Below are 22,321 nucleotides of genomic sequence, written 5' to 3' on the forward strand. Positions count from 1 at the left end.
CACGCCCCGCTGACTGCGGGGCTGGCATCCTGCCCCCCTCCTGCAGCTCCTGTCCTCCATGAAGACCACGACCCTGCTGTCCACTTCATTGCTGCTGTCGCTTGTCGTGCTTCCCGGCGTGGGTTGGGGCCAGGCACAGGCGCCTGCCTCGCCGGTTCCGGCGCCAGCGGTGCAACCGCCGGCCGGAACGACGGCCCCGGCCCTGCCGGCATTGGCGTGGGAACCGCCGCCGCTGCAGCCGTTCAGCGCCACCTACCAGGCCTTCTACAAGGGCAAGGAGGCCGGCGACGCCAGCATGCAGGTCACCCACACCGGCGGCAACCAGTGGCGGGTGGACATGCAGGTGGTCGGCCGCCGCGGGTTCGCCAGCGTGCTGGGACTGAACATCGAGCAGAGCACGGTCTTCGAGGAGCGCGCTGGCTCCTATGCACCGCTGAGCCAGAGCACGGTGCGCAAGGGCCTGTTTCTCGGCAAGAAGGCGGTCGGCACGTACAACTGGCAGGCCGGTACCGCGCAGTGGAGCGGCGATGTCGAGAAGAAGCGCGCACAGCCGATTCCGCTGCAGCCGGGCGACCAGAGTGCGCTGCTGATCAATCTGGCAATCATGCGCGACGCCCGCCCAGGCGCCGCGATGCACTACCGCTACGTGGACATGGGCAAGGTCCGCCAGCATGACTACCAGGCCGCGCCGCAGACCGAGAACGTCGAGGTCGGCGACCTGTCCTACAACGCGCTGCGGGTCTACCGGACCAACGGCGGCAACAATGAAACCATCCTCTGGATCGCCAACGGGGTCCCCACCCCGGTGCGCATCCTGCAACGCGAAGACGGCGAAGACCGCGTCGATCTGCGCCTGATCGAATACCAAGGAGTCTGAGCATGAGCATCCCGACCCGCCCCCTCGCCTGGATCGCGGCCGCTGCCCTGTCCGTGGCCAGCCTGCCGGCCATGGCCCTGCAACCTTTCAAGGCGGATTACCTGGCCAGCTACATGGGCATGCAGGCCAACGGCACGATGACCCTGTCCAACGAAGGCAGCAACAAGTGGCGCTACAGCCTCCAGGTGAAGAACCAGCTGGCCGACCTGAGCCAGAGCACCGTGTTCGAGGAAGTGCGTGGGCAACTGCGCCCGCTGAGCAGCCAGGACCGCTCGGCGCTGCTGGTGAAGAAGCGCAACGTGCAGGCCAATTACAACTGGACCAGCAACCAGGCCACCTGGACCGGCGACATCAAGCCGGACCGTGCCGGCCCCATCGCGCTGAAGGCCGGTGACATGGATGCGCTGCTGATCAACCTGGCGATCACCCGTGACCTGGCCGCCGGCAAGCCGCTGACCTATCGCATGGTCGACGAAGGCCGCATCAAGAACATGACCTACCGCGTGGTCGGCAAGGAATCGATCACCGTGGGCGGCAAGAGCTACGAGGCCACCAAGGTCTCGCGCGCCGACGGCAACAAGGAGCTGATCGCCTGGATCGTGCCGGAGTTCCCGGTGCCGGCGCGCATGCTGCAGCGTGAGGGCGGACGTGATGCGCTGGACCTGACCATCAAGGCGCTGAACTGACCGGAGATCCACGTCATCCACGCATGGCGTGGATCTACTGGAAACCTGGAGTAGATCCACGCCATGCGTGGATGGACGCCCCGGGAAAAACGCCCGCTTTCGCGGGCGTTTTTCTTACTTCTTTTCCTCGGCCGCAGCGGGCTTGAACTCGGTGCGGCAGTCCACGCGGATCTGCTCGCCGGTGCTGCGCCAGACGAAGGTGCGGCAATGGCGGTTGCCGTCCTGGCTGTCGTTCACCGCGACCGCGTAGAACGATTCGATGATCTCGTCACGCGAGACCGTGCCGTCGCCGTTCCAGTCCATGTCCTTCTGCTCGATGCCCTGGGTGATGGCGATGTTGGCGTACCAGGCATAGCCCAGCCACGCCAGCACGATCAGCACCAAGGCCAGCAGCGCCTTGCGGCGCGGGCTGAACTTGCCGCGCAGGATCATGGCACGCGCCGGATGGTGGCACCGAGCGAAGACAGCTTCTCTTCGATGTTCTCGTAGCCACGATCAAGGTGATAGATGCGGTCGATGGTGGTCTCCCCGCTGGCCATCAGGCCGGCCAGGATCAGCGAGGCCGAGGCACGCAGGTCGGTGGCCATCACCGGCGCACCGCTCAGGGTCTCGCTGCCACGCACGATGGCGGTGTGGCCTTCAACCTGTATGTCCGCGCCCAGGCGCAGCAGTTCGTTGACGTGCATGAAACGGTTCTCGAAGATCGTTTCGTTGATCACGCCCACGCCGTCGGCCACGCAGTTGAGCGCCATGAACTGCGCCTGCATGTCGGTCGGGAATGCGGGGTACGGCGCGGTGGTCAGGTTGACCGCCTTCGGTCGCTTGCCCTGCATGTCCAGGGTGATGGTGTCTTCGGTGGTCTCGATCTTCGCACCGGCCTCGACCAGTTTGGACAGCACCGCGTCCATGGTGTTCGGGCGCGCACGGTTGACCGTGACCTTGCCGCCGGTCATCGCCGCAGCGACCAGGAAGGTACCGGTTTCGATGCGGTCGGGCAGCACTTCGTGGCGGCCGCCGGACAGGCGCTCGACGCCTTCGATGACCAGGCGGGCAGTGCCAAGGCCTTCGATCTTCGCGCCCAGCGCGATCAGGCAATGCGCCAGATCGGTCACTTCCGGTTCCATCGCGCAGTTGTCGAGGACGGTGGTGCCTTCGGCCAGCACCGCGCCCATCAGCACGTTCTCGGTGCCGGTGACGCTGACCATGTCGAAGGTGAAGTGGCCGCCCTTCAGCCGCTTGGCGCTGGCCTTGATGAAGCCGTTCTCGACCACGATCTCGGCACCCAGCGCCTGCAGGCCCTTGATGTGCTGGTCGACCGGACGCGAGCCGATCGCGCAGCCGCCCGGCAGCGACACTTCGGCCGCGCCGAAGCGGGCCAGCAGCGGGCCCAGCACCAGGATCGAGGCGCGCATGGTCTTGACCAGCTCGTAAGGTGCCACGTGCTGGTTGACCGAACGTGGGTCGACCACGATCGCGCTGCCGCGCGACAGCGTGCCCTGGTCGATGGTGACCTTGGCACCCAGTTCGCCCAGCAGCTTCACCGTGGTGACCACGTCGTGCAGGTGCGGCACGTTGGTGATCTCCACCGGCGCATCGGCCAGCAGGGTCGCGCAGAGGATGGGAAGGACGGCGTTCTTGGCGCCGGAGATGCTCACTTCACCGTGCAGCGCAGCGCCGCCGGTCACAACGATCTTGGCCATGTATTGGGAATCTTCTGCGGTTCAGCCGGCTTCGGCCGGGGTCACGGTTTTCAGTGCCAGCGCGTGGATGGCGCCGCCCATCAGGTCGCCGAGGGTGGCATAGACCATCCGGTGGCGGGCCAGCGGCATCTTGCCGGCAAAGGCCTCGCAGACCACGGTCGCTTCGAAATGCACGCCATCGTCGCCACGCACATCGGCGCGGGCGCCAGGCAGGCCGGTTTCGATCAGATTGCGGATGGTGTCGGCGTCCAACGGGCTTTCCTAATAAAATGTGCATCCATTCTACTTCCGCTGCGTGGCGTCCGCATGGCCGAATCCCTGTTGCCTCCCCGTTCTGCCGACCCTGCCGGCCTGATCGCCAGTGGCCGCCGCGTGTTCGAGATCGAGCGGCAGGCACTGGAGGCCGTGGCTGACCGCCTCGGCGAGGCCTTCCAGCAGGCCTGCCAGGCGATCCTGGCCAGCCGCGGGCGTGTGGTCGCCACCGGCATGGGCAAATCCGGGCACATCGCCCGCAAGATCGCCGCCACCCTGGCCTCCACCGGCACCCCGGCGTTCTACGTGCACCCTGGCGAGGCCGGACACGGTGACCTGGGCATGATCACCGAGGACGATGTGGTGCTGGCGCTGTCCTATTCGGGGGAGTCGGACGAGCTGCTCATGCTGTTGCCGGTGCTCAAGCGCCAGGGCAACCTGCTGATCTCCATGACCGGCCGCCCGCAGTCCAGCCTGGCCACCGCCGCCGATATCCACCTGGACGTCAGCGTGCCGGCCGAGGCCTGCCCGCTGGCGCTGGCGCCGACCTCCAGCACCACCGCCTCGCTGGCGATGGGCGATGCGCTGGCCGTGGCCCTGCTCGACGCACGCGGCTTCACCGCCGACGATTTCGCCCGCTCGCACCCGGCCGGCAGCCTCGGCCGCCGCCTGCTGCTGCACATCACCGACGTCATGCATAGCGGCGAGGACCTGCCCAGCGTGGGTGCCGACGCCAGCCTCAGCGAGGCGCTGGTGGAAATGAGCCGCAAGCGACTCGGGATGACCGCCGTGGTCGACGCCGATGGCGTGCTGATCGGCCTGTTCACCGACGGCGACCTGCGCCGCGCGCTGGACAGCGCGCTTGACGTGCGCACCGCGAAGATCGCCGACGTGATGACCCGCAACCCGCGCACCATCGGGGCCGACCAGCTGGCCGTGGAGGCCGCGCGGCAGATGGAAACCCAGAAAATCAACGGCCTGATCGTGGTCGATGACCAGGGCCGTGCGGTAGGCGCCCTGAACATTCATGACCTGTTGCGGGCCCGGGTGGTTTAACCGACAGTCCGTAGACCCCATTCAGTCTGTAATGCCCCACCCGACCCCACCGAGCCTGCTGCCCTGATGCCCTGGTCCCCGCTGCCCGCCTTCCCTGCCCACCTGCATGCCGCTGCGGCCCGCGTCCGCCTGGCCTGCTTCGACGTGGACGGCACCCTCACTGACGGTCGGCTGTACTACGACAAGGAAGGGAACGAGAGCAAGGCGTACTTCGTGCAGGATGGCCTGGGCCTGAAACTGCTGCAGCAGCACGGTATCCACCCCGTGCTGATCACCGCGCGCAACAGCCAGTCCGCGCTCAAGCGCGGCGCCGACCTCGGCATCGACACCCAGATCGCCGTGGGCGACAAGCTGGCCAGCGTGCAGGCGCTGTGCGCGCAGCACGGCGTCGGCCTGGAGCAGGTGGCCTTCATGGGCGACGACCTGCCGGACCTGGCGCCGCTGGGCGCGGTCGGCCTGGCAGTGGCCCCGGCCAACGCCCACCCGTGGATCGCCGAGCGCGTGCACTGGCAGACCCGCGCCGACGGCGGACGTGGCGCCGCCCGCGAACTGTGCGACATCCTGCTGGCCGCACAGGGCCACGTGGATGCGGTGCTGGCGAGGTTCGGCGCATGAGCCTGCCGACACTGAACTGGCGCACCCTGCTGGGCGTCGGCCTGCTGCTGGCGGCGCTGCTCAGCAGCTGGGCCGCCCTGCGCAACCGCGACAAGGGCCCGGCCAACGACAGCCAGGAGCCGGGTGTGGACTACGTTCTGCACGACTTCCAGATCGTGGCCCTGGATGAGCACGGCAAGGAGTTGACCACCCTGCGTGCGCCGCGGCTGGAGCGCCAGCGTGGCGACCAGACCATCAACATCGCCACACCGCTGTTCGAGATGCCGGACAAGGATGGCAAGCACTGGACCCTGCGTGCCGAGACCGGCTGGCTCAGCGCTAAGGGCGACCAGATGAAGCTGCGCGGCAATGTGGCCGGCGACAGCCCGGCCGATCCGGGCGTGGTGCCGACCACCTTCCGCACCGACCATCTGGACGTGTTCCCGAAGGAGAACCGCGCCCGCACCGACGCCCTGGTGACCATGACCCGCCCGGGCATGGAACAGTCCGGCGTCGGCTTCGAAGTGGATTCGAAGAACAACACGTATCATTTCCTCAGCCAGTCCAAGGGCCGTTACACGCCCAAACGCTGATTCCGCCGCCAGCCCGCGACGTCTCCGGACAGGCGCAGGGCTGGCAGCCCCACCCTCCGCCCCCGGCCCGCCCGGGAGGCCCCCACCGGTAGAACGGACCCCGATGAAGATTCCCTTTGCCGCCGTACTCGCGCTCGGTCTTCTTGTCCCCAGCGCCGCCTTCGCCAAGTCCACCGACCGCAACGAAGACATGCACATCGATTCCGGCGCCCAGTCCGGCACGCTCACCGGCGACGGCAAGACCGTGCTGTCGCAGGGCGTGATCATCACCCAGGGCACGCTGGACCTGCGCTCGTCCGAGGCCGAGATCTACCTCAAGGATGGCGAAGCCGTGCGCGCGGTGTTCACTGGCAAGCAGGCCAAGATGAAGCAGCAGCTCGATGACGGCACCTGGATGGATGCCGTTGCCGACCGCATCGACTACGACATCAAGACCGAGATCATCACCCTGACCGGCAACTACAAGGTCACCAGCGCGCGCGGCACCAATGCCGGCCAGCGCATGGTCTACAACACCCGCACCGGCGAAATGAACTCCGGTGGTGACGGCAGCCGTGTGCGCACCGTCATCCCGCCGAAGAACAAGACCCCGGCCGCGCCTGCGGCACAGCCCAAGGCCACCACGCCGGCGCAGCCGGCCGGGAGCAGGAAGTAATGCTCGTCGCCAAGGGCCTGCGCAAGAAGTACAAGCAGCGCGAAGTCGTCAAGGATTTCGGGCTGACCCTCGACGCCGGCGAAGTGGTCGGCCTGCTGGGCCCCAACGGTGCCGGCAAGACCACCTGCTTCTACATGATCGTCGGCCTGGTTGCGGCTGACGCTGGCAGCATCGTGCTCGACGGCAAGGACATCACCGGCGACCCGATGTATACCCGCGCCAAGCAGGGCGTGGGCTATCTGCCGCAGGAACCGTCGGTATTCCGCAAGCTGACCGTGGCCGACAACATCCGCCTGGTGCTGGAGCTGCGCGAAGACCTGGATGCGGCCGGCCGCGAGCGCGAATTGAACAGCCTGCTCGACGAACTGCAGCTGGGCCATGTTGCCGACCAGCTTGGCGCCAGCCTGTCCGGTGGCGAACGCCGCCGCTGCGAGATCGCCCGCGCCCTGGCAGCGCAGCCGCGCCTGATCCTGCTTGACGAGCCGTTCGCCGGTGTCGATCCGATTTCGGTCGGCGAGATCCAGCGCATCGTCACCCATCTCAAGCAGCGTGGCATCGGCGTGCTGATCACCGACCACAACGTGCGCGAGACCTTGGGTATCTGCGACCGCGCGTATATCCTCGCCGAGGGCAGCGTGCTGGCCCAGGGTTCGCCGGAAGCGATCCTGGACAACGCCGATGTACGCCGCGTCTACCTCGGGGATTCCTTCAAGCTGTGAAGCAGTCGCCGGGTCCCTTTCCTTCCTTTCGGCACAGGCATGAAGACTCGGCTGCAGACATCGTTGGGACAGCAACTGGTGCTTACGCCCCAGTTGCAGCAGGCGATCAAGCTGCTGCAGATGTCCACCACCGAGCTGGAGCTGGAAATCGCGCAGGCGGTGGAAAGCAATCCGCTGCTGGACTGGGCCGACAGCAGTGACAGCAGCAGTCCTGCCGGCGAAGGCGACGACAACGGCAACGATGCGCCCGCAGAACGCGCCGATGCCGGCGACGACTGGGCGCCGGCGGAACTGGACTGGAACGCGTCCGGCAGCGGCGGCAGCTTCGACGATGACGACGACAATGGCAGCGCCGCCGAGCGCGTAGCCGAAACCGAAACGCTGGCCGACCATCTGCTGTGGCAGCTGCATCTGTCGCATCTGTCCCCACGTGATCGCAGCATCGGTGCCGCGCTCATCGATGCACTGGACGATGACGGTTATCTGCGCGAACCGCTGGGCACCATCGCCGACACCCTGTTGCCGGCGATCCACGCCGGCGAGGACGAGATCCTCGCCGTGCTGCATCGCATCCAGCGCTTCGATCCGGTGGGTGTGGCTGCACGCACGCTGGGCGAATGCCTGCTGCTGCAGCTGGATGTGCTGCCCGGCGAAACGCCCGGGCTGGCGCTGGCGCGACAGATTGCCGCAGGCCCGCTGGAACGGCTGCCACGCAGTGGCGTCGCCGGGCTTGCTCATGAGTTGAAGCAGCCGATGGACGAGGTCGAGACTGCCGTCGCGCTGCTGCGCTCGCTGGACCCGCGCCCGGGCACGCAGATCGCACCGCTGTCGCAGGACGCTTACGTGGTGCCGGACGTGGTGGTATGGCGGCAGAACGGCGTGTGGCGCGCTGCACTGGCCGCCCATGCCGGGCCGAAGGTGGTGATCCACCGCGGCTACGAACAGCTTATCCGGCGTTGCGGCGATGCCGATGCCGGCTACCTGCGTGCCCAGCTGCAGGAAGCACGCTGGCTGCTGAAAGGCCTGCAGCAGCGCGGCGAAACCCTGTTGCGCGTCGTGCGCAGCCTGATCCTGCAGCAGGCCGGCTTCCTTGAATTCGGCGAGCAGGCGCTGCGCCCACTGACCCTGCGCGAGATTGCCACCGAACTGGGCCTGCACGAATCCACGGTGTCGCGTGCGATCGCCCGCAAGCACGTGCGCACCCCGCGCGGCACCCTGCCACTGCGGGCCTTCTTCGCCTCCGGCATCGATACCGAAGGCGGCGGCGAGGCGTCCAGCACCGCCATCCAGGCGATGATCCGGCGCCTGATCGACGATGAGAATCCGCGCAAGCCGCTTTCTGACGCCAAGCTGGCTGACCTGCTCAAATCGTCGGGAATCCCAGTAGCGCGGCGCACCGTGGCGAAGTATCGTGAAGCCATGAACATTTCCGCCTCGCACGAAAGGGTCAGAATCGCTTGACGCGCCGCCGCGCCCGGCGGAGAGGTTCATTGGCACATCCGAACACAGGAGAAACCCGATGCGCATCGAAACGTTTGGCAAAGATGTCGAAGTCACCCCGGCCCTGCAGTCCTATGTGGAGGAAAAGCTGGCCCGGATCGGAAAGCACTTCGACCAGCACTGCGAAGCGCGGGTGACCCTCAAGCTGCAGAAGACCGAACACCATGTCGACGCCAGCCTCAACATCCCGGGCCAGACCCTGCACGCGGAGGCCAATGCCCAGACCATGTATGCCGCGATCGACCTGCTTGCGGACAAGCTTGACCGCCTGGTGATCAAGCACAAGGAGAAAAAACAGCAGCACGCGCCGCTGCCGGTGGGCGACAATGGTGGCTGATCGCCACCGTTCCCCGCAGACATGCCCCTGACTGACCTCCTGGCGGCCGTGCAGACCCAGCTCTGCACGGCCACCGACCGTGACAGCGTCCTGCAGGCCGCCGCCGGGTTGCTGGCCTGCCGCCAGGCCAATGCCGAACAGATCTATCTGAACCTGTGCCAGCGCGAAGCCCTGGGCAGCACCGCGATCGGCCACGGCATCGCCATCCCCCACGGCCGCGCGCCTACCCTTGATCGCCCCCGTGGCGCCCTGCTGCGATTGGCCGCCCCGGTCGATTTCGGCGGCGACGAACCGGTGGACCTGGTGTTCGCCATGGCCGTCCCCGCCCACTACACCCACCAGCACCTGATGCTGTTGTCCGAGCTGGCCGAACTGTTTTCCGCGCCGGACATCCGCCAGGCCCTGCGCGAAGCGGGCGATGCCCGGGCGCTGCGCGAGGCGCTGGACATGACCCCTCCTGCGAGTGCCGCATGAATACCAGCATCACCGCCCGTGAACTGTTCGAACAGCAGCGCGAGCGGCTGGGGTTGCGCTGGGCCGCCGGCAAGTCCGGTGAGAAGCGCGAGCTGGAGGCCGGCAATACCGTCTCGCGGCGTCCCTCGCTGGCCGGCTACCTCAACGCGATCTATCCCAACAAGGTGCAGATCCTGGGCACCGAGGAACTGTCCTGGCTGGATGCACTGGAACCACGCCAGCGCTGGGAGACCATCGAAAAGATCATGCAGTCGCACCCGCTCGCGCTGGTGCTGACCCGCAACCAACCCTGCCCGGAAGACCTCCGCGCCGCTGCTGACGAATCCGGCACGCCGCTGTGGCTCTCGCCCAAGCGCGGCCACGAACTGCTCAACCACCTGTCCTACCATCTGGCGCGTACGCTGGCGCCGCGGGTGATCCTGCACGGCGTGTTCATGGAGATCTATTCCATCGGCGTGCTGATCACCGGCGAGGCCGGATCGGGCAAGAGCGAGCTGGCGCTGGAGCTGCTCACCCGCGGCCATCGCCTGGTCGCCGACGATGCCCCCGAGTTCACCCAGATCGCCCCGGACGTACTCGACGGCACCTGCCCCGAACTGCTGCAGGACCTGCTGGAAGTGCGCGGCCTGGGCGTGCTCAACGTGCGCGAGATGTTCGGCGACACGGCTGTAAAGAAGAACAAGTACCTTCGGCTGATCGTCCACCTGACCAAGCCGATGACCGAACCCACCCCACATGGCTACGAACGCCTGACCGGCGATTCGGGCACCCGCCATGTGCTGGACCTGGACGTTCCGCTGATCACCCTGCCGGTGATGCCCGGCCGCAACCTGGCCGTACTGACCGAAGCCGCGACCCGCCTGCACATCCTGCGCACCAAGGGCATCGACCCGGCGGCAATGTTCATCGCCCGCCACAGCAACCTGCTGGAACGGCGAACACCCTGATTTCCCTGCCCCTCGAAGAGCCTGTCCATGAGCACCGTCACCCCCTCCGCCCCGACCCTGATCATCGTCAGCGGCCTGTCCGGCTCGGGTAAATCCGTCGCCCTGAAGACCTTCGAGGACCAGGACTACTACTGCTCGGACAACCTGCCGATCAATCTGCTGCCCGACTTCGTGCGCAGCCTGCTGGCCAACCATGACGGCAGCGCGCCGCGCCGCCTGGCCGTGGGCATCGACGTTCGCGGACAGGCCGATCTGAGCCAGCTGGGCAACTGGCGGCAGCTGGCCACTGACGCCGGCGTGGAAGTGAAGGTACTGTTCTTCGAGGCCAGCGATGAGGCTGTGCTCAAGCGCTACGCCGACACCCGGCGCCGTCATCCGCTGAGCCAGCTGGGCCTGTCGCTGCCCGAAGCGATCGCACGCGAACGTGAATTGACGGCACCGCTGCGGCGCGAGGCCGATGCGGTGATCGATACCAGCAACCTCAACGTGCATCAGCTGCGGCGGCGGATCATCACCGAGTTCACGCTGGACCATGCCACCGGACTGTCCCTGCTGTTCGAATCGTTCGCGTACAAGCGCGGCGTGCCGGCCGAGGCGGACTTCGTATTCGATGCGCGGGTGCTGCCCAATCCACACTGGGACCCCGATCTGCGTGCGCTGAGCGGCCGCGAACCGGGCGTGCGCGACTATCTGGAAGCACAGCCGGACGTGCAGCGTTACCTGGCCCAGCTGATGGATTTCCTCGATACGTGGCTGCCGAAACTGGGGGATGGCACCCGCAGCTACGTGACGGTGGCGTTCGGCTGCACCGGCGGCAAGCACCGCTCGGTGTTCCTGGCCGAGCGCCTGGCCCGGCATGCCCGCGAGATGGGCTGGGAAGATGTGGCCACGTATCACCGCGAACAGGATTGAGGGTGGTCGGCCGGGCTGCGCCCAGCACCCGCCGGTAGTGCCGGCCGCTGGCCGGCAACAGCAACAGCAACAGCAGAAGCGGCATTCCGTGGGATGGCGGGGCGGTGTGGATCTGCAGGACACGCCGTAGACCCCGCTCCGCGGTCCGGCCCAGCCGCTGGCGGCTGGGCGTTCGGGCGCTTGCGAAGCAGTGCTTCGCAAGCAAAGCGCCCTCACCCCTGGGGGCTCGATGGCGCCATCCATGGCGCCAACGGTCCTGCAGACCCACACCGCCCCACCTCTGACAGATTTCTGCTGCTGGTGGGTGTCGACCCTGGTCGACACGATGGATCCACGCGTGCGTGGATGAATCGCTGTCAGGCATCGAAAAACGGATGGGGTCGGATCTCTTTCTCAACGGAAAGGCTCCCCTTGCGAGCAACGCTGAATACGGGACACAGTGCCCCTCATCTGCTGCTATCGCCAATTCACCTTGACCTGTTAACGTGCAGTAATGACCTGTGGCATTCTCCTCGTAACACATCCGGGGGTCGGGCCCGCCCTGCTTGAGGTGGCGACCCGGCTCCTGCGGCAATTGCCGCTGAAAACCGAAGCTTTCGAAGTACCGTTCGACGCAGACCTGGACGCCCTGCTCCCGCTCGCCTCGGCCGCCCTGCGGCGGGTCGATGCAGGGGATGGCGTGCTGATCCTGACCGACCTGTACGGCGCCAGCCCCGCCAACCTAGCCGGGCAGCTGGCCCGGTTGGGGACCCCGGTTCGCCGGGTATCGGCGCTGAGCCTGCCGATGTTGCTGCGGGTGATGAATTATCCGGAACAGGGACTGGATCAACTGCCCGCCACAGCCGCGGCGGGCACCCGTAATGGAGCGATAGTCGACGATGCTTGAACGAGAACTCACCGTGAGCAACCGCCTGGGCCTGCACGCCCGGGCCACCGCCAAGCTGGTGCAGACCCTGGCGCCGTTCCGCTGCAACGTGACCATGGCCGCCAAGGGCCGTGAGATCAACGCCAAGAGCATCATGGGCGTGATGCTGCTGGCCGCCGGCCAGGGCACTCCGGTCACGGTGCGCATCAACGGCGAGGACGAAGCCGCCGCGATGGAAGCGGTGGTCGGTCTGTTCGAGCGCCGCTTCGACGAGGACAGCTGAGCGTGCCGCGCGCGCGCGCCGGCCAGGTTCCTTCCGGCCAGCGGCCGGTCCAGCTGCTGGCTGGGCACGGTGCTGCCCGTGGCGCGGCGATGGGCCGCGCACGGGTACGCCTGCCGCATGCGCTGGAGGTGGCCGAGCAACGCATCGGCGCCCACCAGGTCGAGGCCGAGCTGGCCCGCCTGCATCGTGCGGTGGATGCCGCGCGCACGGAAATGCACGAACTGCGCCAGCGCCTGCATGGCGCATTGAACCAGGAAGTGGGCGAGTTCCTGGACCTGCACGCGCTGCTGCTGGACGATCCCGAGCTGTTGTTCGGGCTGGACGAGCTGATCCGCAGCGGTCCCTACAGTGCCGGCTACGCATTGCGCCTGCAGCGTGACCGCCTGGCCAAGGTCTTCGATGGCATGGACGATGCCTACCTGAAGAGCCGCATGGACGACCTGGACCATGTCATCGGCCGCATCCACGCGTTCCTGCAGCCTGAACGCGCGCCGGTGATGAAGGGCCTGGCCGGCGAGATCCTGGTCTGCGACAACATCGCCCCGTCCGAACTGGCCCAGCTGCAGGCCCAGGGCGTGGTTGGCATCGTCACCGCCGCCGGCAGCGCGCTGTCGCACAGCGCGATCCTGGCGCGCAGCCTGCATCTGCCGTTGATCGTGAACGTTCCGCAGCTGCTCAGCCGCATCGCCGATGGCGACGTGCTGATCATCGATGGCGCCGACGGCAGCATCACCGCCAACCCGCAGGCCGACAACCTGCGCGACTATCGCGCGCGCCTGAAGGAGCATGCGCGCGAGCAGCGCGAGCTCGGCCGCCTGCGCAGCAAGCCCAGCCGCACCCGCGACCAGGTCGACATCGCCCTGCTGGCCAATGCCGAATCGCTGGAAGACGTCACCCAGGCGCACGCGCTGGGCGCGCAGGGACTGGGCCTGTACCGCACCGAGTTCCTGTTCCTGCAGCGCAACGAGCTGCCGGATGAAGAAGAACAGTTCCAGACCTACCGGGATGCCGCGTTGGGCATGAGCGGGCGACCGGTCACCATCCGCACGCTCGATCTGGGCGCGGACAAGGCCGACCGCACCGGCCTGACCCTCAGCAATGAAGAGAACCCCGCCCTGGGTCTGCGCGGCGTACGCCTGTCGCTGGCACGGCCGAAGGTGGCCGATACCCAGCTGCGCGCGATCCTGCGCGCCTCCGCCTACGGCAAGCTGCGCGTGCTGGTGCCGATGGTCAGCACCCGCGAGGAACTGCTGGCGGTGCGCCGGCGCATGCTCAAGCTGACCGAACAGCTGCGCGGCGAGGGCCACATGGTGTCCGACCACGTGCCGCTGGGCGCGATGATCGAAGTTCCTGCGGCAGCACTGGCGCTGGAGAGCTTCATCGACCTGGTCGATTTCCTGTCGATCGGCACCAATGACCTGGTGCAGTACCTGCTGGCCGCCGACCGCAACAACGAGGCACTGGGCGAACTGTATTCGCCACTGCATCCGGCCGTGCTGCGACTGCTGCAGATGGTGATCGAGACCGGCGCGCGTCACCGCATCCCGGTGGCGGTCTGCGGCGAGATGGCCGGCGACGCACGGATGACCCCGCTGCTGCTGGCGCTGGGCCTGACCGAGTTCAGCCTGCACCCCGGCACGCTGCTGGAAGTGCGCCGTGCGATCCGCGATGCCGATCTGGCCGCATTGCGCGCGCGCGCGCCGAAGCTGCTGGCCGCACGCGACCGCCGCGCGATCGAGCGCTGGCTGGCGCTGGTGGCCGAAACGGCCTGACTGCCGAGGGTAGTGCTGGTCGCTGGCCGGCAATCTCGTGGACTTCGATGGGGACGATTGCGGGCCAGCGGCCGGCGCAACCACCGCCCCTCGGCTATGCGTTGAAACATCCCCTTGCGATAATGACGCGCTGAACACCCCTGTTGCCGCATCCTTGCCGGGATCGCGGCTTTTCTTATCCCGCGGGAGCTGCGATGGCTGAAGCCGTACGCCACGACAAGACTGCGCGCCAACTGCGGATGCTGTCCGACGCACTGGACAGCGGTCGGCTGGGCCCGGTGCGTCGCCTGGTCAACACCCTGGCCCCGGCCGAGATCGGCAACCTGCTTGAATCGCTGCCGCCGGGCAAGCGCGAGGTGGTGTGGGGCCTGGTCGATCCGGAAGATGACGGCGAGGTGCTGGTCCACGTCGGCGACGACGTGCGCGAGAGCCTGCTCGCGGACATGGACCCGGACGAAATCATCGCCGCGGTCGAAGACCTGGACATCGACGACCTGGCCGACCTGGTCGAAGACCTGCCCGATACGGTCATCGACGAAGTCCTCAAGTCGATGGACCGCGAGAACCGCGAGCGCCTGGAACAGGTGCTGTCCTATCCCGAGGACAGTGCCGGCCGCCTGATGAACCCGGACGTGGTGACCGTGCGCGCCGACGTCAACGTGGACGTGGTGCTGCGCTACCTGCGCCTGCGCGGCGAACTGCCGGACCACACCGACCACCTGTTCGTGGTCAGCCGGCGCCATCAGTACCTTGGCCGGGTGTCGCTGGCGGCACTGGTGACCCACGAGGACACCACCCCGATCAACCGCCTGATCGACGACGAGCAGCCGGCCATCGACGTCGGCGAGAGCGACCAGGAAGTCGCGCGGCAGTTCTCCGACCATGACTGGATCTCCGCACCGGTGGTGGACGAGAACAACATCCTCGTTGGTCGCATCACCATCGATGACGTGGTCGACATCATCCGTGGCCAGGCCGAGCACCAGGCGCTGGGCGCCGCCGGCCTGGACGAGGACGAGGACCTGTTCAGCCCGGTCTGGCGCGCCATGCGCCGCCGCCTGATGTGGCTGTCGATCAACCTGTGCACGGCCTTCCTGGCCTCCAGCGTGGTCGGTCACTTCGAGGGCACCATCGACAAGCTGGTGGCGCTGGCGGTGCTGATGCCGATCGTGGCCGGCCTCGGTGGCAACGCCGGCACCCAGGTGCTGGCGCTGATGGTGCGCGGCCTGGCGCTGGGCCAGGTGGGCGCCTCCAACGCGCGCACCCTGCTGTGGAAGGAAGTGCGTGTTGCGCTGCTGAACGGCGTGATGCTCGGCTCGGTGCTGGGCCTGATCGTATTGGCCTGGTTCCATTCACCCGGGCTGTCTGCGGTGATCGCCATCGCACTGACCTGCAACCTGCTGTTCGCAGCGCTGGCCGGCGTGCTGGTGCCGCTCACACTGAAACGCTTCGGCTTCGATCCAGCGCTGGCCAGCGGTATCTTCCTGACCGCAGTGACCGACTCGATGGGCTTCTTCACTTTCCTCGGCCTGGCCACGCTGGTGCTGCTGCACTGACCGCATCGAGGATCGGCCCCCGCCACGCGGGTCGTTGACTCCACCCAACCGGAACACCCATGGCAACAACGATCGAAAACTATTTCCAGCCCGGCTGGCGCGACCAGCAGCACACCTGCCCGGCCTGCGAGTGGAAGGGCAGCTCGCGCGCCATGGAGATGGAACTGGACGAGGACGCCACCGAGTATGACTGCCCGGTCTGCGAGAACCCGCTGCTGGTGGTCCTGCACCCGGATATGGCGCAGGTGCAGGCTGCGGCGGCGGCAGGCAATGCCGAAGCGCAGGAACAACTGGACATCATTGCCAGCTTCCCGCGCCCGCAGTGACGCGGCGCACGATGCCGCGCTGGCGACAGCGGACTACGATGCAGGCGATCTCGCCACTTCGGGAAACCCCATGGTCCGTTTGCTGTCGCGCTGGCTGCCACTGCTGGCCCTTCTGTTGATGAGCGGCTGCACGTCGCTGCCGGATGGCGCGCGGGGTCGCTTCGAAGCCCGCGCCGTGAAGGTGGATGGCGAGACGGCCTACTACCAGGTATTCATTCCGGCCGCATCGGCGCGTACACCGGGCTCACTGCCGGTCGTGCTGTTCCTGCACGGTTCGGGCGAGCGCGGCGCCGATGGCGTGAAGCAGACCCACGCGGGGCTGGGACCGTACCTGCGCGAGCAGGCCGCCGATTTCCCTGCGTTGGCCGTATTTCCGCAGGCGCCGGGACGCGGGGAATGGAGCGGGCGCAACAACCGTGTGGCCCTGGCCGCGCTGGATGCAGCGATCGCCGAGTTCGGTGCCGATCCGGCGCGGCAATATCTGACCGGCATGTCGATGGGCGGTTATGGCAGCTGGAACATCGCGCTGGATCAACCCGGGCGCTTCGCCGCGATCGTGCCGGTATGCGGCGCAGTGCTGGCCCCGCGCGCGGTACGTCCGACCCTGTTCGTCGAACAGGTGGCCGGTGAAACCGACCCGTATGCGGCCATTGCCCAGCGCCTGCGGCAGACGCCGATCTGGATCTTCCATGGCGCGCTGGATGACGTGGTGCCGCCGGATGACGACCGCCGGCTGCACGCCGCATTCCAGAACGCCAACGCGCGTGACGTGCGCTACACCGAATACCCGGAAGGCAACCACAATGCCTGGGACGCCACCTACGCCGACCCGGCGATGTGGGAATGGATGTTCGCGCAGAAGCGCTGAGCCATAGCTTCTGCTGGGAAACATCTGTGGGTGGATGCCAACCGTTGGTCGGCTTGGGTATTGGTGGATGCCAACCGTTGGTCGGCTTGGGTATTGGTGGGTGCCGACCGTTGGTCGGCTTGGGTATTGGTGGGTGCCGACCGTTGGTCGGCTCGGGTATTGGTGGGTGCCGACCGTTGGTCGGCACTATCTCTCCGCTTCGGGGTAATCCATTGCTTGGTACCTCCCATCGATCTCCCATCGGCACCAGGCATACGGATACTCTCCCACGCAGCTCGCCAAGTTCGCCCTGACCGGGTTGGCGACGATGTACATCGCATGGCGAAACAGTGATTCTTCAGAACGCATGGCGTGATCGTGATAGCTCGATTGCCAAAATGGTCCTGTCTTACCCAGCATGCGGTTGATCCGCAATGCACTGCTCGATTTGAAGCGTTGCATGATGTAGTCCAGCGAGAACGCACGGATCTCAACAAGCCAATGGATGTGGTCCGGCATGACCACATAGGCAAGTGAGTGCGTCAGGCCATCATCATCAATGCGACGGAACACATCCATCACCTCCTGTGCCGCAGTGGCATCATCGAAGTAGCGTCGACGTTCCTGGGTGACGGTGGTCAGGATGTAGGATTGCCCGATCCGGGAATGACGGCCAAGGCGTAGGCGTGCGCGGTTCATGGGCCCAAGCGTGCGCCTGCCGGTATCCCTCTTCTATCGGGCAACCACGTCAGTACAGGTAGGCCCGGAACCATTCAATGGCCAGGCCCGCACTTCACCGCACTGATGGTTCGATGCCGACCAACGGTCGGCACCCACCGGGTCGGATGAGGACAGATCAACCGCGCCGACCAACGGTCGGCACCCACCAAAGTGGTCAGCCCAGCAGGGTTTCCAGCACGGCCATGCGCACGGCGACGCCGTTGGCGACCTGGCGCAGCACCCACGATTGCGGGCCATCGGCCACGTCGTCGGTCACTTCCACGCCGCGGTTGATCGGGCCCGGGTGCAGTACCACAGCGTCCTTGCCGGCACGGGCCAGGCGCTCGCGGGTCAGGCCGTACTGCGCGTGGTACTGCTCCAGCGACGGCACCAGGCCTTCTTCCATGCGCTCGCGCTGCAGGCGCAGCATCATCAGCGCGTCGGCGCCTTCCAGCATCGCATCGAAATCATCGCCGACCACGCAGCCCTTCAGGGTCTCGTCGTCCGGCAGCAGTGACTGCGGGCCGCACACGCGGATCTCGCCCACCCCCAGCGTGCGCAGCGCATGCAGGTCGGTGCGCGCCACGCGCGAGTGCTTCACGTCGCCGACGATCACCACCTTCAGCTTCGAGAAATCCGGGCCCTTGGCCTGGCGCAGGGTCAGCATGTCCAGCAGGCCCTGGGTCGGGTGCGCGCTGCGGCCGTCGCCGGCGTTGATCAGTGCGGTGCCCTCGCCCGCCGCCTCGGCCAGCGCGGCCACGGCGCCGTCATCGGGGTGACGCACCACGAAGCCGCGCACGCCCATTGCTTCCAGGTTGCGCAACGTGTCGCAGGCCGTTTCGCCCTTGCGCGTGGACGAGGTCGACGCGTCGAAGTTCAGCACATCGGCGCCCAGGCGCTGCGCGGCCAGCTGGAACGAGCTGCGGGTGCGCGTGGACGGTTCGAAGAACAGCGTGCATACCGCAGAACCGGCCAGCACGTGGCGCTTGTTGCCGACACGGCCGACCGCGGCGTCACGGATCTGCCCTGCCCGGTCCAGCAACTGCAGCAGTGTTTCGCGCGGCAGGCCCTCCAGGGTCAGCAGGTGGCGCAGGCGTCCGGAGGCATCGATTTGCTGGGCAGTCATGGCGGGAGTCGTGCAGTCAGGGAATGGGGGTGGCGTCGTCGGGGGACGACAGCCAGCGGTCGATGATCACCGCCGCGGCCACAGCATCGAGGGCGGCCGCATCGCGGCGGCGCTTGCGTCCTTCGGCGCGCTCGACGGCGAAGCGGCGTGCGGCCTCGACCGAGCTGGAACGCTCGTCGATCATCACCACGGGCAGCTTGAAACGTTCCCGAAGCTGGCGGGCGAAGCCCTGCGCGCGCTTGCGGTTGGGCTGGTCCTGGCCGTCCAGCGTAAGCGGATCGCCGACCACCAGGCCGTCGGGCTTCCATTCCTTGAGCAGGCGCTCGATCGCGGTCCAGTCCGGGCCGTTGCCGTGCACATCGACCACGGCCACCGCGCGCGCATGGGCGGCGAAAGCACTGCCGATGGCCACGCCGATGCGTCGCGAGCCAACATCGAAACCCAGAACGGTGCCGTCACGGCGGATCGCCGGGGCAGCAGGAACCGGTGCGGGCGCGGCCGGCTCAGACATGGCCGCTGTAGTCGGTCAGCCGGAACAGGTCCACGCCGATGCGCGAAGCCGCCCCCTGCCAGCGCTGCTCCAGCGGCAGCTGGAACACCAGCTCGGCATCGGCCGGCACGGTCAGCCAGCTGTTCTCGGACAGCTCGCTTTCCAGCTGCCCTGCGCCCCAACCGGCACAGCCGAGGGTGACCACCGCATTGGCCGGGCCTTCGCCACGCGCCATCGCTTCGAGGATGTCGCGCGAGGTGGTCAGGTACAGGCCGTCGCCCACGGTCAGGCTGGAATCCCACGCGCGCGCGTCGTCGTGGATGACGAAGCCGCGTTCGGGATGCACCGGACCGCCATTGAGCACCATGCGCGCCTGCAGCTCGCCATCACCGGTGGTGATGTCCATCTGCGCGAGCACTTCGCCCAGGGTGTATTCGGAAGGCTGGTTGACCAGTACGCCCATCGCCCCGTTCTCGTCGTGCTGGCAGATCAGCGCGACGCTGCGGGCAAAGGTCGCGTCGAGCAGCGACGGCAGCGCGACGAGCAGGTGATCGGCAAGGGAGGTCGGCATTACAGGCATGGGCCCATTCTACCTGCTGGGGGCGGGATGGTCGCGCGATGGCGCCGAACCGCGATGGGCTAGGATGGTGCTTTGCCATGGAAGGTCATCGATGCAGTCTTCATCGCCCCTGACCCTGCCGGCACGCAGCGCCATCGTCCTGATCGCCCTGCTGCAGGGTCTGATGCTGTATGCCGCGCAGGAATTGTCCGATGCGTGGCCGTTCCGCGATATCGGCTGGCGCTACTGCTGGTACGCCTGGGTGCTGGCCATTCCCAGCGCGGTGGCGCTGAGCCTGGTCGAGCTGGGCCAACGCCGCCTGTGGCTGCAGGCGGCGCTCGGCTCGGTGGTGGTGCTGGCACTGGCCGCCTGGATCGGCTGGAACCTCAATGGCGAGGCCGCACTGGAATCGGGCGCGCTGCAGTTTCCGTTGACCCTGGGCATGGGCGTGGCGGTGTTCGTGGCCCTGCCCTGGTGGCAGTTCCAGCTGCAGCACGGTCAGTGGCGCGCCAGCTACCCCGAGCTGTTCGAGCGCGCTTGGCAGAACGGCTTGACCCTGGCCCTGGCGGCGCTGTTCACCGGGCTGACCTGGCTGCTGCTGTGGCTGTGGGCGGCGCTGTTCCAGCTGCTGGAGGTCACCTTCTTCCGCGATCTGTTCCGCCAGGATGCTTTCATCGCACTGGCCACCGGCAGCCTGGCCGGGTTTGGCGTGCTGATCGGGCGCACCCAGCATCGGGCGATCCAGATCACCCGCCAGGTGCTGTTCGCGATCTGCCGCGGGCTGCTGCCACTGCTCTCGTTCATCGCCGTGTTGTTCGTGCTGAGCCTGCCGCTTGCCGGGCTGGAACCACTGTGGAAGACCCGTTCGGCCGCCAGCCTGCTGGTGGTGGTGTCACTGCTGCTGGTGACGTTCACCAATGCGGTCTACCAGCAGGGGGAAGACTCCCCGCCGTACCCTCTCGTGCTGCGCCGTCTGGTCGAGGCCAGCCTGCTGGCGCTGCCGGTCTACGCCGCGCTGGCGCTGTATGCGCTGGGCCTGCGCGTGGTGCAGTACGGGTGGACAGTGGACCGGTTCTGGGCACTGCTGATCGCGCTGGCCGTGGCCGGCTATGCCCTGGGCTATGCGCTGGCGGTACTGCGTCGCCAGGGCCGCTGGCTGCAGGCGCTGGAACCGGTCAACCGCTGGATGTGCTGGGTGGTGCTCGCACTGGCCCTGCTGGGCAACTCGCCCCTGCTGGACCCGGTGCGGCTGACCCTGTCCAGCCAGCTGGAGCGCCTGCGCGCGGACCCGCCCGCGATCACCAGCAACGACGTCAACGTGCTGCGCTTCGATCTGGGCCACCGCGGCGTGCAGGCGCTGCGCGAACTGCAGCGCGATCCGGCCATCACCGCCGATGCCAACGCGCCACAGGTGATCGCTGCAGCCCTGGCACGCACCTCACGCTGGGACGACGGCCACCGCCTCGACAAGGGGCCGCAGGACGTCGCCGCCCTGCAGCGCGCGCTGAAGCTGGCCAAGGGATCCAGTTCGCCACCGGACGACTGGTGGCAGGCACTTGCCACGCGCGCGATCGATGGCGAATCCTGCGCCCAGAGCGAGCGCGACTGCCTGATCGTGCATCGCGACCTGGACGGCGATGGTACCAGCGAGGTGCTGCTGTGCGAGCTGAACACCCACCGTGGACCGGACTGCGTGCTGTACGCACGTGGCAAGGATTCCCAGTGGCGCCGGGCCGGTGCGCTGTTCGGCACCGTCAGCGGCCAGGCCGAGACGATCAACCACGCCCTGCGTGACGGCAAACTCACTCTCGTGCCAGCGCGCTGGCCGATGCTGTCCATCGGCGGGCACCCTGCGGTGGCCATCGATCCCGAATCCGAATCTGAATCCAACGAGCCTTCCCCATGAGCGGCTACTGCCTCATCGCCCCGGGCCATCCGGTGCACGACTACTACCACGCCAACGAGTACGGCTTTCCGCAGCGTGAGGAGCGCGAGCTGTTCGAGCGGCTGGTGCTGGAAATCAACCAGGCCGGCCTGAGCTGGGAAACGATACTGAAGAAGCGCGAGGGCTTCCGCGCAGCCTATGACGGCTTCGATGTGGACCGCGTGGCGGCCTACGCCGAGCAGGACATCGCGCGCCTGCTGTCGGACCCGGGCATCATCCGCAACCGCCTGAAGGTGCTGGCGGCGATCCACAACGCGCAGGTGATCCAGCAGCTGCGGGCCAGCCATGGCAGCTTCGCGGCGTGGCTGGATGCGCACCACCCACGCAACAAGGCCGACTGGGTGAAGCTGTTCAAGAAGACGTTCCGCTTCACCGGAGGCGAGATCACCGGCGAATTCCTGATGAGCCTGGGCTATCTGCCCGGTGCGCACGCCGAGGATTGCCCGGTGCATGCGCGGCTGCTGATGCTGTCACCGCCGTGGCTGCAGGCCACCAGGTAGTGCCGGCCGCTGGCCGGCAGCCTCGGAATG

The 22,321-nt window shown here is 67.3% G+C and carries 27 protein-coding genes; 20 read left to right on the forward strand and 7 right to left on the reverse strand.

What is annotated here, in order from left to right:
* Window positions 1-58 precede the first annotated feature (58 nt).
* Together BN1263_RS02460 and BN1263_RS02465 are read left to right on the forward strand one after the other, a co-directional pair.
* Entirely contained in the window at window positions 59-877 is an 819-nt protein-coding gene (locus BN1263_RS02460) for a DUF3108 domain-containing protein (protein WP_058979372.1), read from the forward strand.
* A 2-nt stretch (window positions 878-879) separates the two neighbouring features.
* Complete coding sequence (locus BN1263_RS02465; RefSeq protein WP_019659442.1) at window positions 880-1,563, forward strand: DUF3108 domain-containing protein; 684 nt, start codon at window positions 880-882, stop codon at window positions 1,561-1,563.
* Between the two features lie 114 nt (window positions 1,564-1,677).
* Here the strand turns inward: BN1263_RS02465 and BN1263_RS02470 are convergent, their stop codons facing one another.
* The 3 genes from BN1263_RS02470 to BN1263_RS02480 are packed head-to-tail and all read right to left on the reverse strand — an operon-like array spanning window position 1,678 to window position 3,515.
* Entirely contained in the window at window positions 1,678-1,995 is a 318-nt protein-coding gene (locus BN1263_RS02470) for a hypothetical protein (RefSeq protein WP_032957609.1), read from the reverse strand.
* Window positions 1,992-3,263, reverse strand: a complete 1,272-nt coding sequence (gene murA / locus BN1263_RS02475) for a UDP-N-acetylglucosamine 1-carboxyvinyltransferase (RefSeq protein WP_058979374.1) — start codon at window positions 3,261-3,263, stop codon at window positions 1,992-1,994. The genes BN1263_RS02470 and murA overlap by 4 nt, the downstream gene beginning before the upstream one ends.
* Before the next feature lie 21 nt (window positions 3,264-3,284).
* Complete coding sequence (locus BN1263_RS02480) at window positions 3,285-3,515, reverse strand: BolA family protein (RefSeq protein ID WP_021202589.1); 231 nt, start codon at window positions 3,513-3,515, stop codon at window positions 3,285-3,287.
* 54 nt (window positions 3,516-3,569) lie between these two features.
* Between BN1263_RS02480 and BN1263_RS02485 the strand changes: the two genes are divergently transcribed.
* The 16 genes from BN1263_RS02485 to BN1263_RS02560 all read left to right on the forward strand — a co-directional run bounded on the left by BN1263_RS02485 (window position 3,570) and on the right by BN1263_RS02560 (window position 16,972).
* The gene (locus BN1263_RS02485; protein ID WP_019659445.1) at window positions 3,570-4,571 is read left to right on the forward strand and encodes a KpsF/GutQ family sugar-phosphate isomerase; all 1,002 of its coding nucleotides are present in this window, start codon (window positions 3,570-3,572) and stop codon (window positions 4,569-4,571) included.
* 66 nt (window positions 4,572-4,637) lie between these two features.
* Window positions 4,638-5,186: a KdsC family phosphatase gene (locus BN1263_RS02490; protein ID WP_019659446.1), complete on the forward strand. Its 549-nt coding sequence runs from the start codon at window positions 4,638-4,640 to the stop codon at window positions 5,184-5,186.
* Window positions 5,183-5,758, forward strand: coding sequence for an LPS export ABC transporter periplasmic protein LptC (gene lptC, locus BN1263_RS02495; protein ID WP_058979375.1), 576 nt, complete (start codon window positions 5,183-5,185; stop codon window positions 5,756-5,758). Before BN1263_RS02490 ends, lptC begins: the two co-directional genes overlap by 4 nt.
* Window positions 5,759-5,861: 103 nt before the next feature.
* Window positions 5,862-6,413, forward strand: coding sequence for a lipopolysaccharide transport periplasmic protein LptA (gene lptA / locus BN1263_RS02500; protein ID WP_058979378.1), 552 nt, complete (start codon window positions 5,862-5,864; stop codon window positions 6,411-6,413).
* Complete coding sequence (gene lptB / locus BN1263_RS02505) at window positions 6,413-7,132, forward strand: LPS export ABC transporter ATP-binding protein (RefSeq protein ID WP_019659449.1); 720 nt, start codon at window positions 6,413-6,415, stop codon at window positions 7,130-7,132. The genes lptA and lptB overlap by 1 nt, the downstream gene beginning before the upstream one ends.
* Before the next feature lie 39 nt (window positions 7,133-7,171).
* Window positions 7,172-8,593 (forward strand): RNA polymerase factor sigma-54, encoded by a 1,422-nt coding sequence (locus BN1263_RS02510; protein ID WP_058979379.1) that lies wholly within the window; start codon window positions 7,172-7,174, stop codon window positions 8,591-8,593.
* 58 nt (window positions 8,594-8,651) lie between these two features.
* Window positions 8,652-8,969 carry a ribosome hibernation-promoting factor, HPF/YfiA family gene (gene hpf, locus BN1263_RS02515; RefSeq protein ID WP_004147311.1) on the forward strand — a complete coding sequence of 106 codons (318 nt, stop codon included), beginning with the start codon at window positions 8,652-8,654 and terminating at the stop codon, window positions 8,967-8,969.
* 21 nt (window positions 8,970-8,990) lie between these two features.
* Entirely contained in the window at window positions 8,991-9,443 is a 453-nt protein-coding gene (locus tag BN1263_RS02520; RefSeq protein WP_019659451.1) for a PTS sugar transporter subunit IIA, read from the forward strand.
* On the forward strand, window positions 9,440-10,390 hold the full coding sequence (hprK, locus tag BN1263_RS02525; protein ID WP_019659452.1) for an HPr(Ser) kinase/phosphatase: 951 nt from the start codon (window positions 9,440-9,442) through the stop codon (window positions 10,388-10,390). Before BN1263_RS02520 ends, hprK begins: the two co-directional genes overlap by 4 nt.
* 27 nt (window positions 10,391-10,417) lie before the next feature.
* Complete coding sequence (rapZ, locus tag BN1263_RS02530) at window positions 10,418-11,302, forward strand: RNase adapter RapZ (protein WP_019659453.1); 885 nt, start codon at window positions 10,418-10,420, stop codon at window positions 11,300-11,302.
* A gap of 493 nt (window positions 11,303-11,795) precedes the next feature.
* Entirely contained in the window at window positions 11,796-12,188 is a 393-nt protein-coding gene (locus BN1263_RS02535; RefSeq protein WP_019659454.1) for a PTS sugar transporter subunit IIA, read from the forward strand.
* Entirely contained in the window at window positions 12,181-12,450 is a 270-nt protein-coding gene (locus BN1263_RS02540) for an HPr family phosphocarrier protein (protein ID WP_005408385.1), read from the forward strand. The genes BN1263_RS02535 and BN1263_RS02540 overlap by 8 nt, the downstream gene beginning before the upstream one ends.
* A gap of 2 nt (window positions 12,451-12,452) precedes the next feature.
* Window positions 12,453-14,222, forward strand: a complete 1,770-nt coding sequence (gene ptsP / locus BN1263_RS02545; protein WP_019659455.1) for a phosphoenolpyruvate--protein phosphotransferase — start codon at window positions 12,453-12,455, stop codon at window positions 14,220-14,222.
* Between the two features lie 194 nt (window positions 14,223-14,416).
* Window positions 14,417-15,778, forward strand: a complete 1,362-nt coding sequence (gene mgtE, locus BN1263_RS02550) for a magnesium transporter (protein WP_019659456.1) — start codon at window positions 14,417-14,419, stop codon at window positions 15,776-15,778.
* A gap of 59 nt (window positions 15,779-15,837) precedes the next feature.
* The gene (locus BN1263_RS02555) at window positions 15,838-16,104 is read left to right on the forward strand and encodes a hypothetical protein (RefSeq protein ID WP_019659457.1); all 267 of its coding nucleotides are present in this window, start codon (window positions 15,838-15,840) and stop codon (window positions 16,102-16,104) included.
* 70 nt (window positions 16,105-16,174) lie between these two features.
* Entirely contained in the window at window positions 16,175-16,972 is a 798-nt protein-coding gene (locus tag BN1263_RS02560) for a carboxylesterase family protein (RefSeq protein ID WP_058979381.1), read from the forward strand.
* Window positions 16,973-17,158: 186 nt separating this feature from the next.
* On the opposite strand, the gene BN1263_RS02565 is transcribed toward BN1263_RS02560, so the two are convergent.
* The 4 genes from BN1263_RS02565 to BN1263_RS02580 all read right to left on the reverse strand — a co-directional run bounded on the left by BN1263_RS02565 (window position 17,159) and on the right by BN1263_RS02580 (window position 19,867).
* Window positions 17,159-17,650 (reverse strand): REP-associated tyrosine transposase, encoded by a 492-nt coding sequence (locus tag BN1263_RS02565; protein WP_019659459.1) that lies wholly within the window; start codon window positions 17,648-17,650, stop codon window positions 17,159-17,161.
* 196 nt (window positions 17,651-17,846) lie between these two features.
* The gene (locus BN1263_RS02570; RefSeq protein ID WP_058979383.1) at window positions 17,847-18,797 is read right to left on the reverse strand and encodes an aspartate carbamoyltransferase catalytic subunit; all 951 of its coding nucleotides are present in this window, start codon (window positions 18,795-18,797) and stop codon (window positions 17,847-17,849) included.
* A gap of 16 nt (window positions 18,798-18,813) precedes the next feature.
* Window positions 18,814-19,308 (reverse strand): Holliday junction resolvase RuvX, encoded by a 495-nt coding sequence (gene ruvX, locus BN1263_RS02575; protein WP_005415547.1) that lies wholly within the window; start codon window positions 19,306-19,308, stop codon window positions 18,814-18,816.
* The gene (locus BN1263_RS02580) at window positions 19,301-19,867 is read right to left on the reverse strand and encodes a YqgE/AlgH family protein (RefSeq protein ID WP_058979385.1); all 567 of its coding nucleotides are present in this window, start codon (window positions 19,865-19,867) and stop codon (window positions 19,301-19,303) included. Before BN1263_RS02580 ends, ruvX begins: the two co-directional genes overlap by 8 nt.
* Before the next feature lie 91 nt (window positions 19,868-19,958).
* Between BN1263_RS02580 and BN1263_RS02585 the strand changes: the two genes are divergently transcribed.
* The gene (locus BN1263_RS02585) at window positions 19,959-21,752 is read left to right on the forward strand and encodes a DUF4153 domain-containing protein (protein ID WP_058979387.1); all 1,794 of its coding nucleotides are present in this window, start codon (window positions 19,959-19,961) and stop codon (window positions 21,750-21,752) included.
* Window positions 21,749-22,291 carry a DNA-3-methyladenine glycosylase I gene (locus tag BN1263_RS02590; protein ID WP_058979390.1) on the forward strand — a complete coding sequence of 181 codons (543 nt, stop codon included), beginning with the start codon at window positions 21,749-21,751 and terminating at the stop codon, window positions 22,289-22,291. The genes BN1263_RS02585 and BN1263_RS02590 overlap by 4 nt, the downstream gene beginning before the upstream one ends.
* Window positions 22,292-22,321: the final 30 nt, after the last annotated feature.

The organism is Stenotrophomonas thermophila (genome assembly GCF_001499715.1).
Classification (GTDB): Bacteria; Pseudomonadota; Gammaproteobacteria; order Xanthomonadales; family Xanthomonadaceae; genus Stenotrophomonas; species Stenotrophomonas hibiscicola.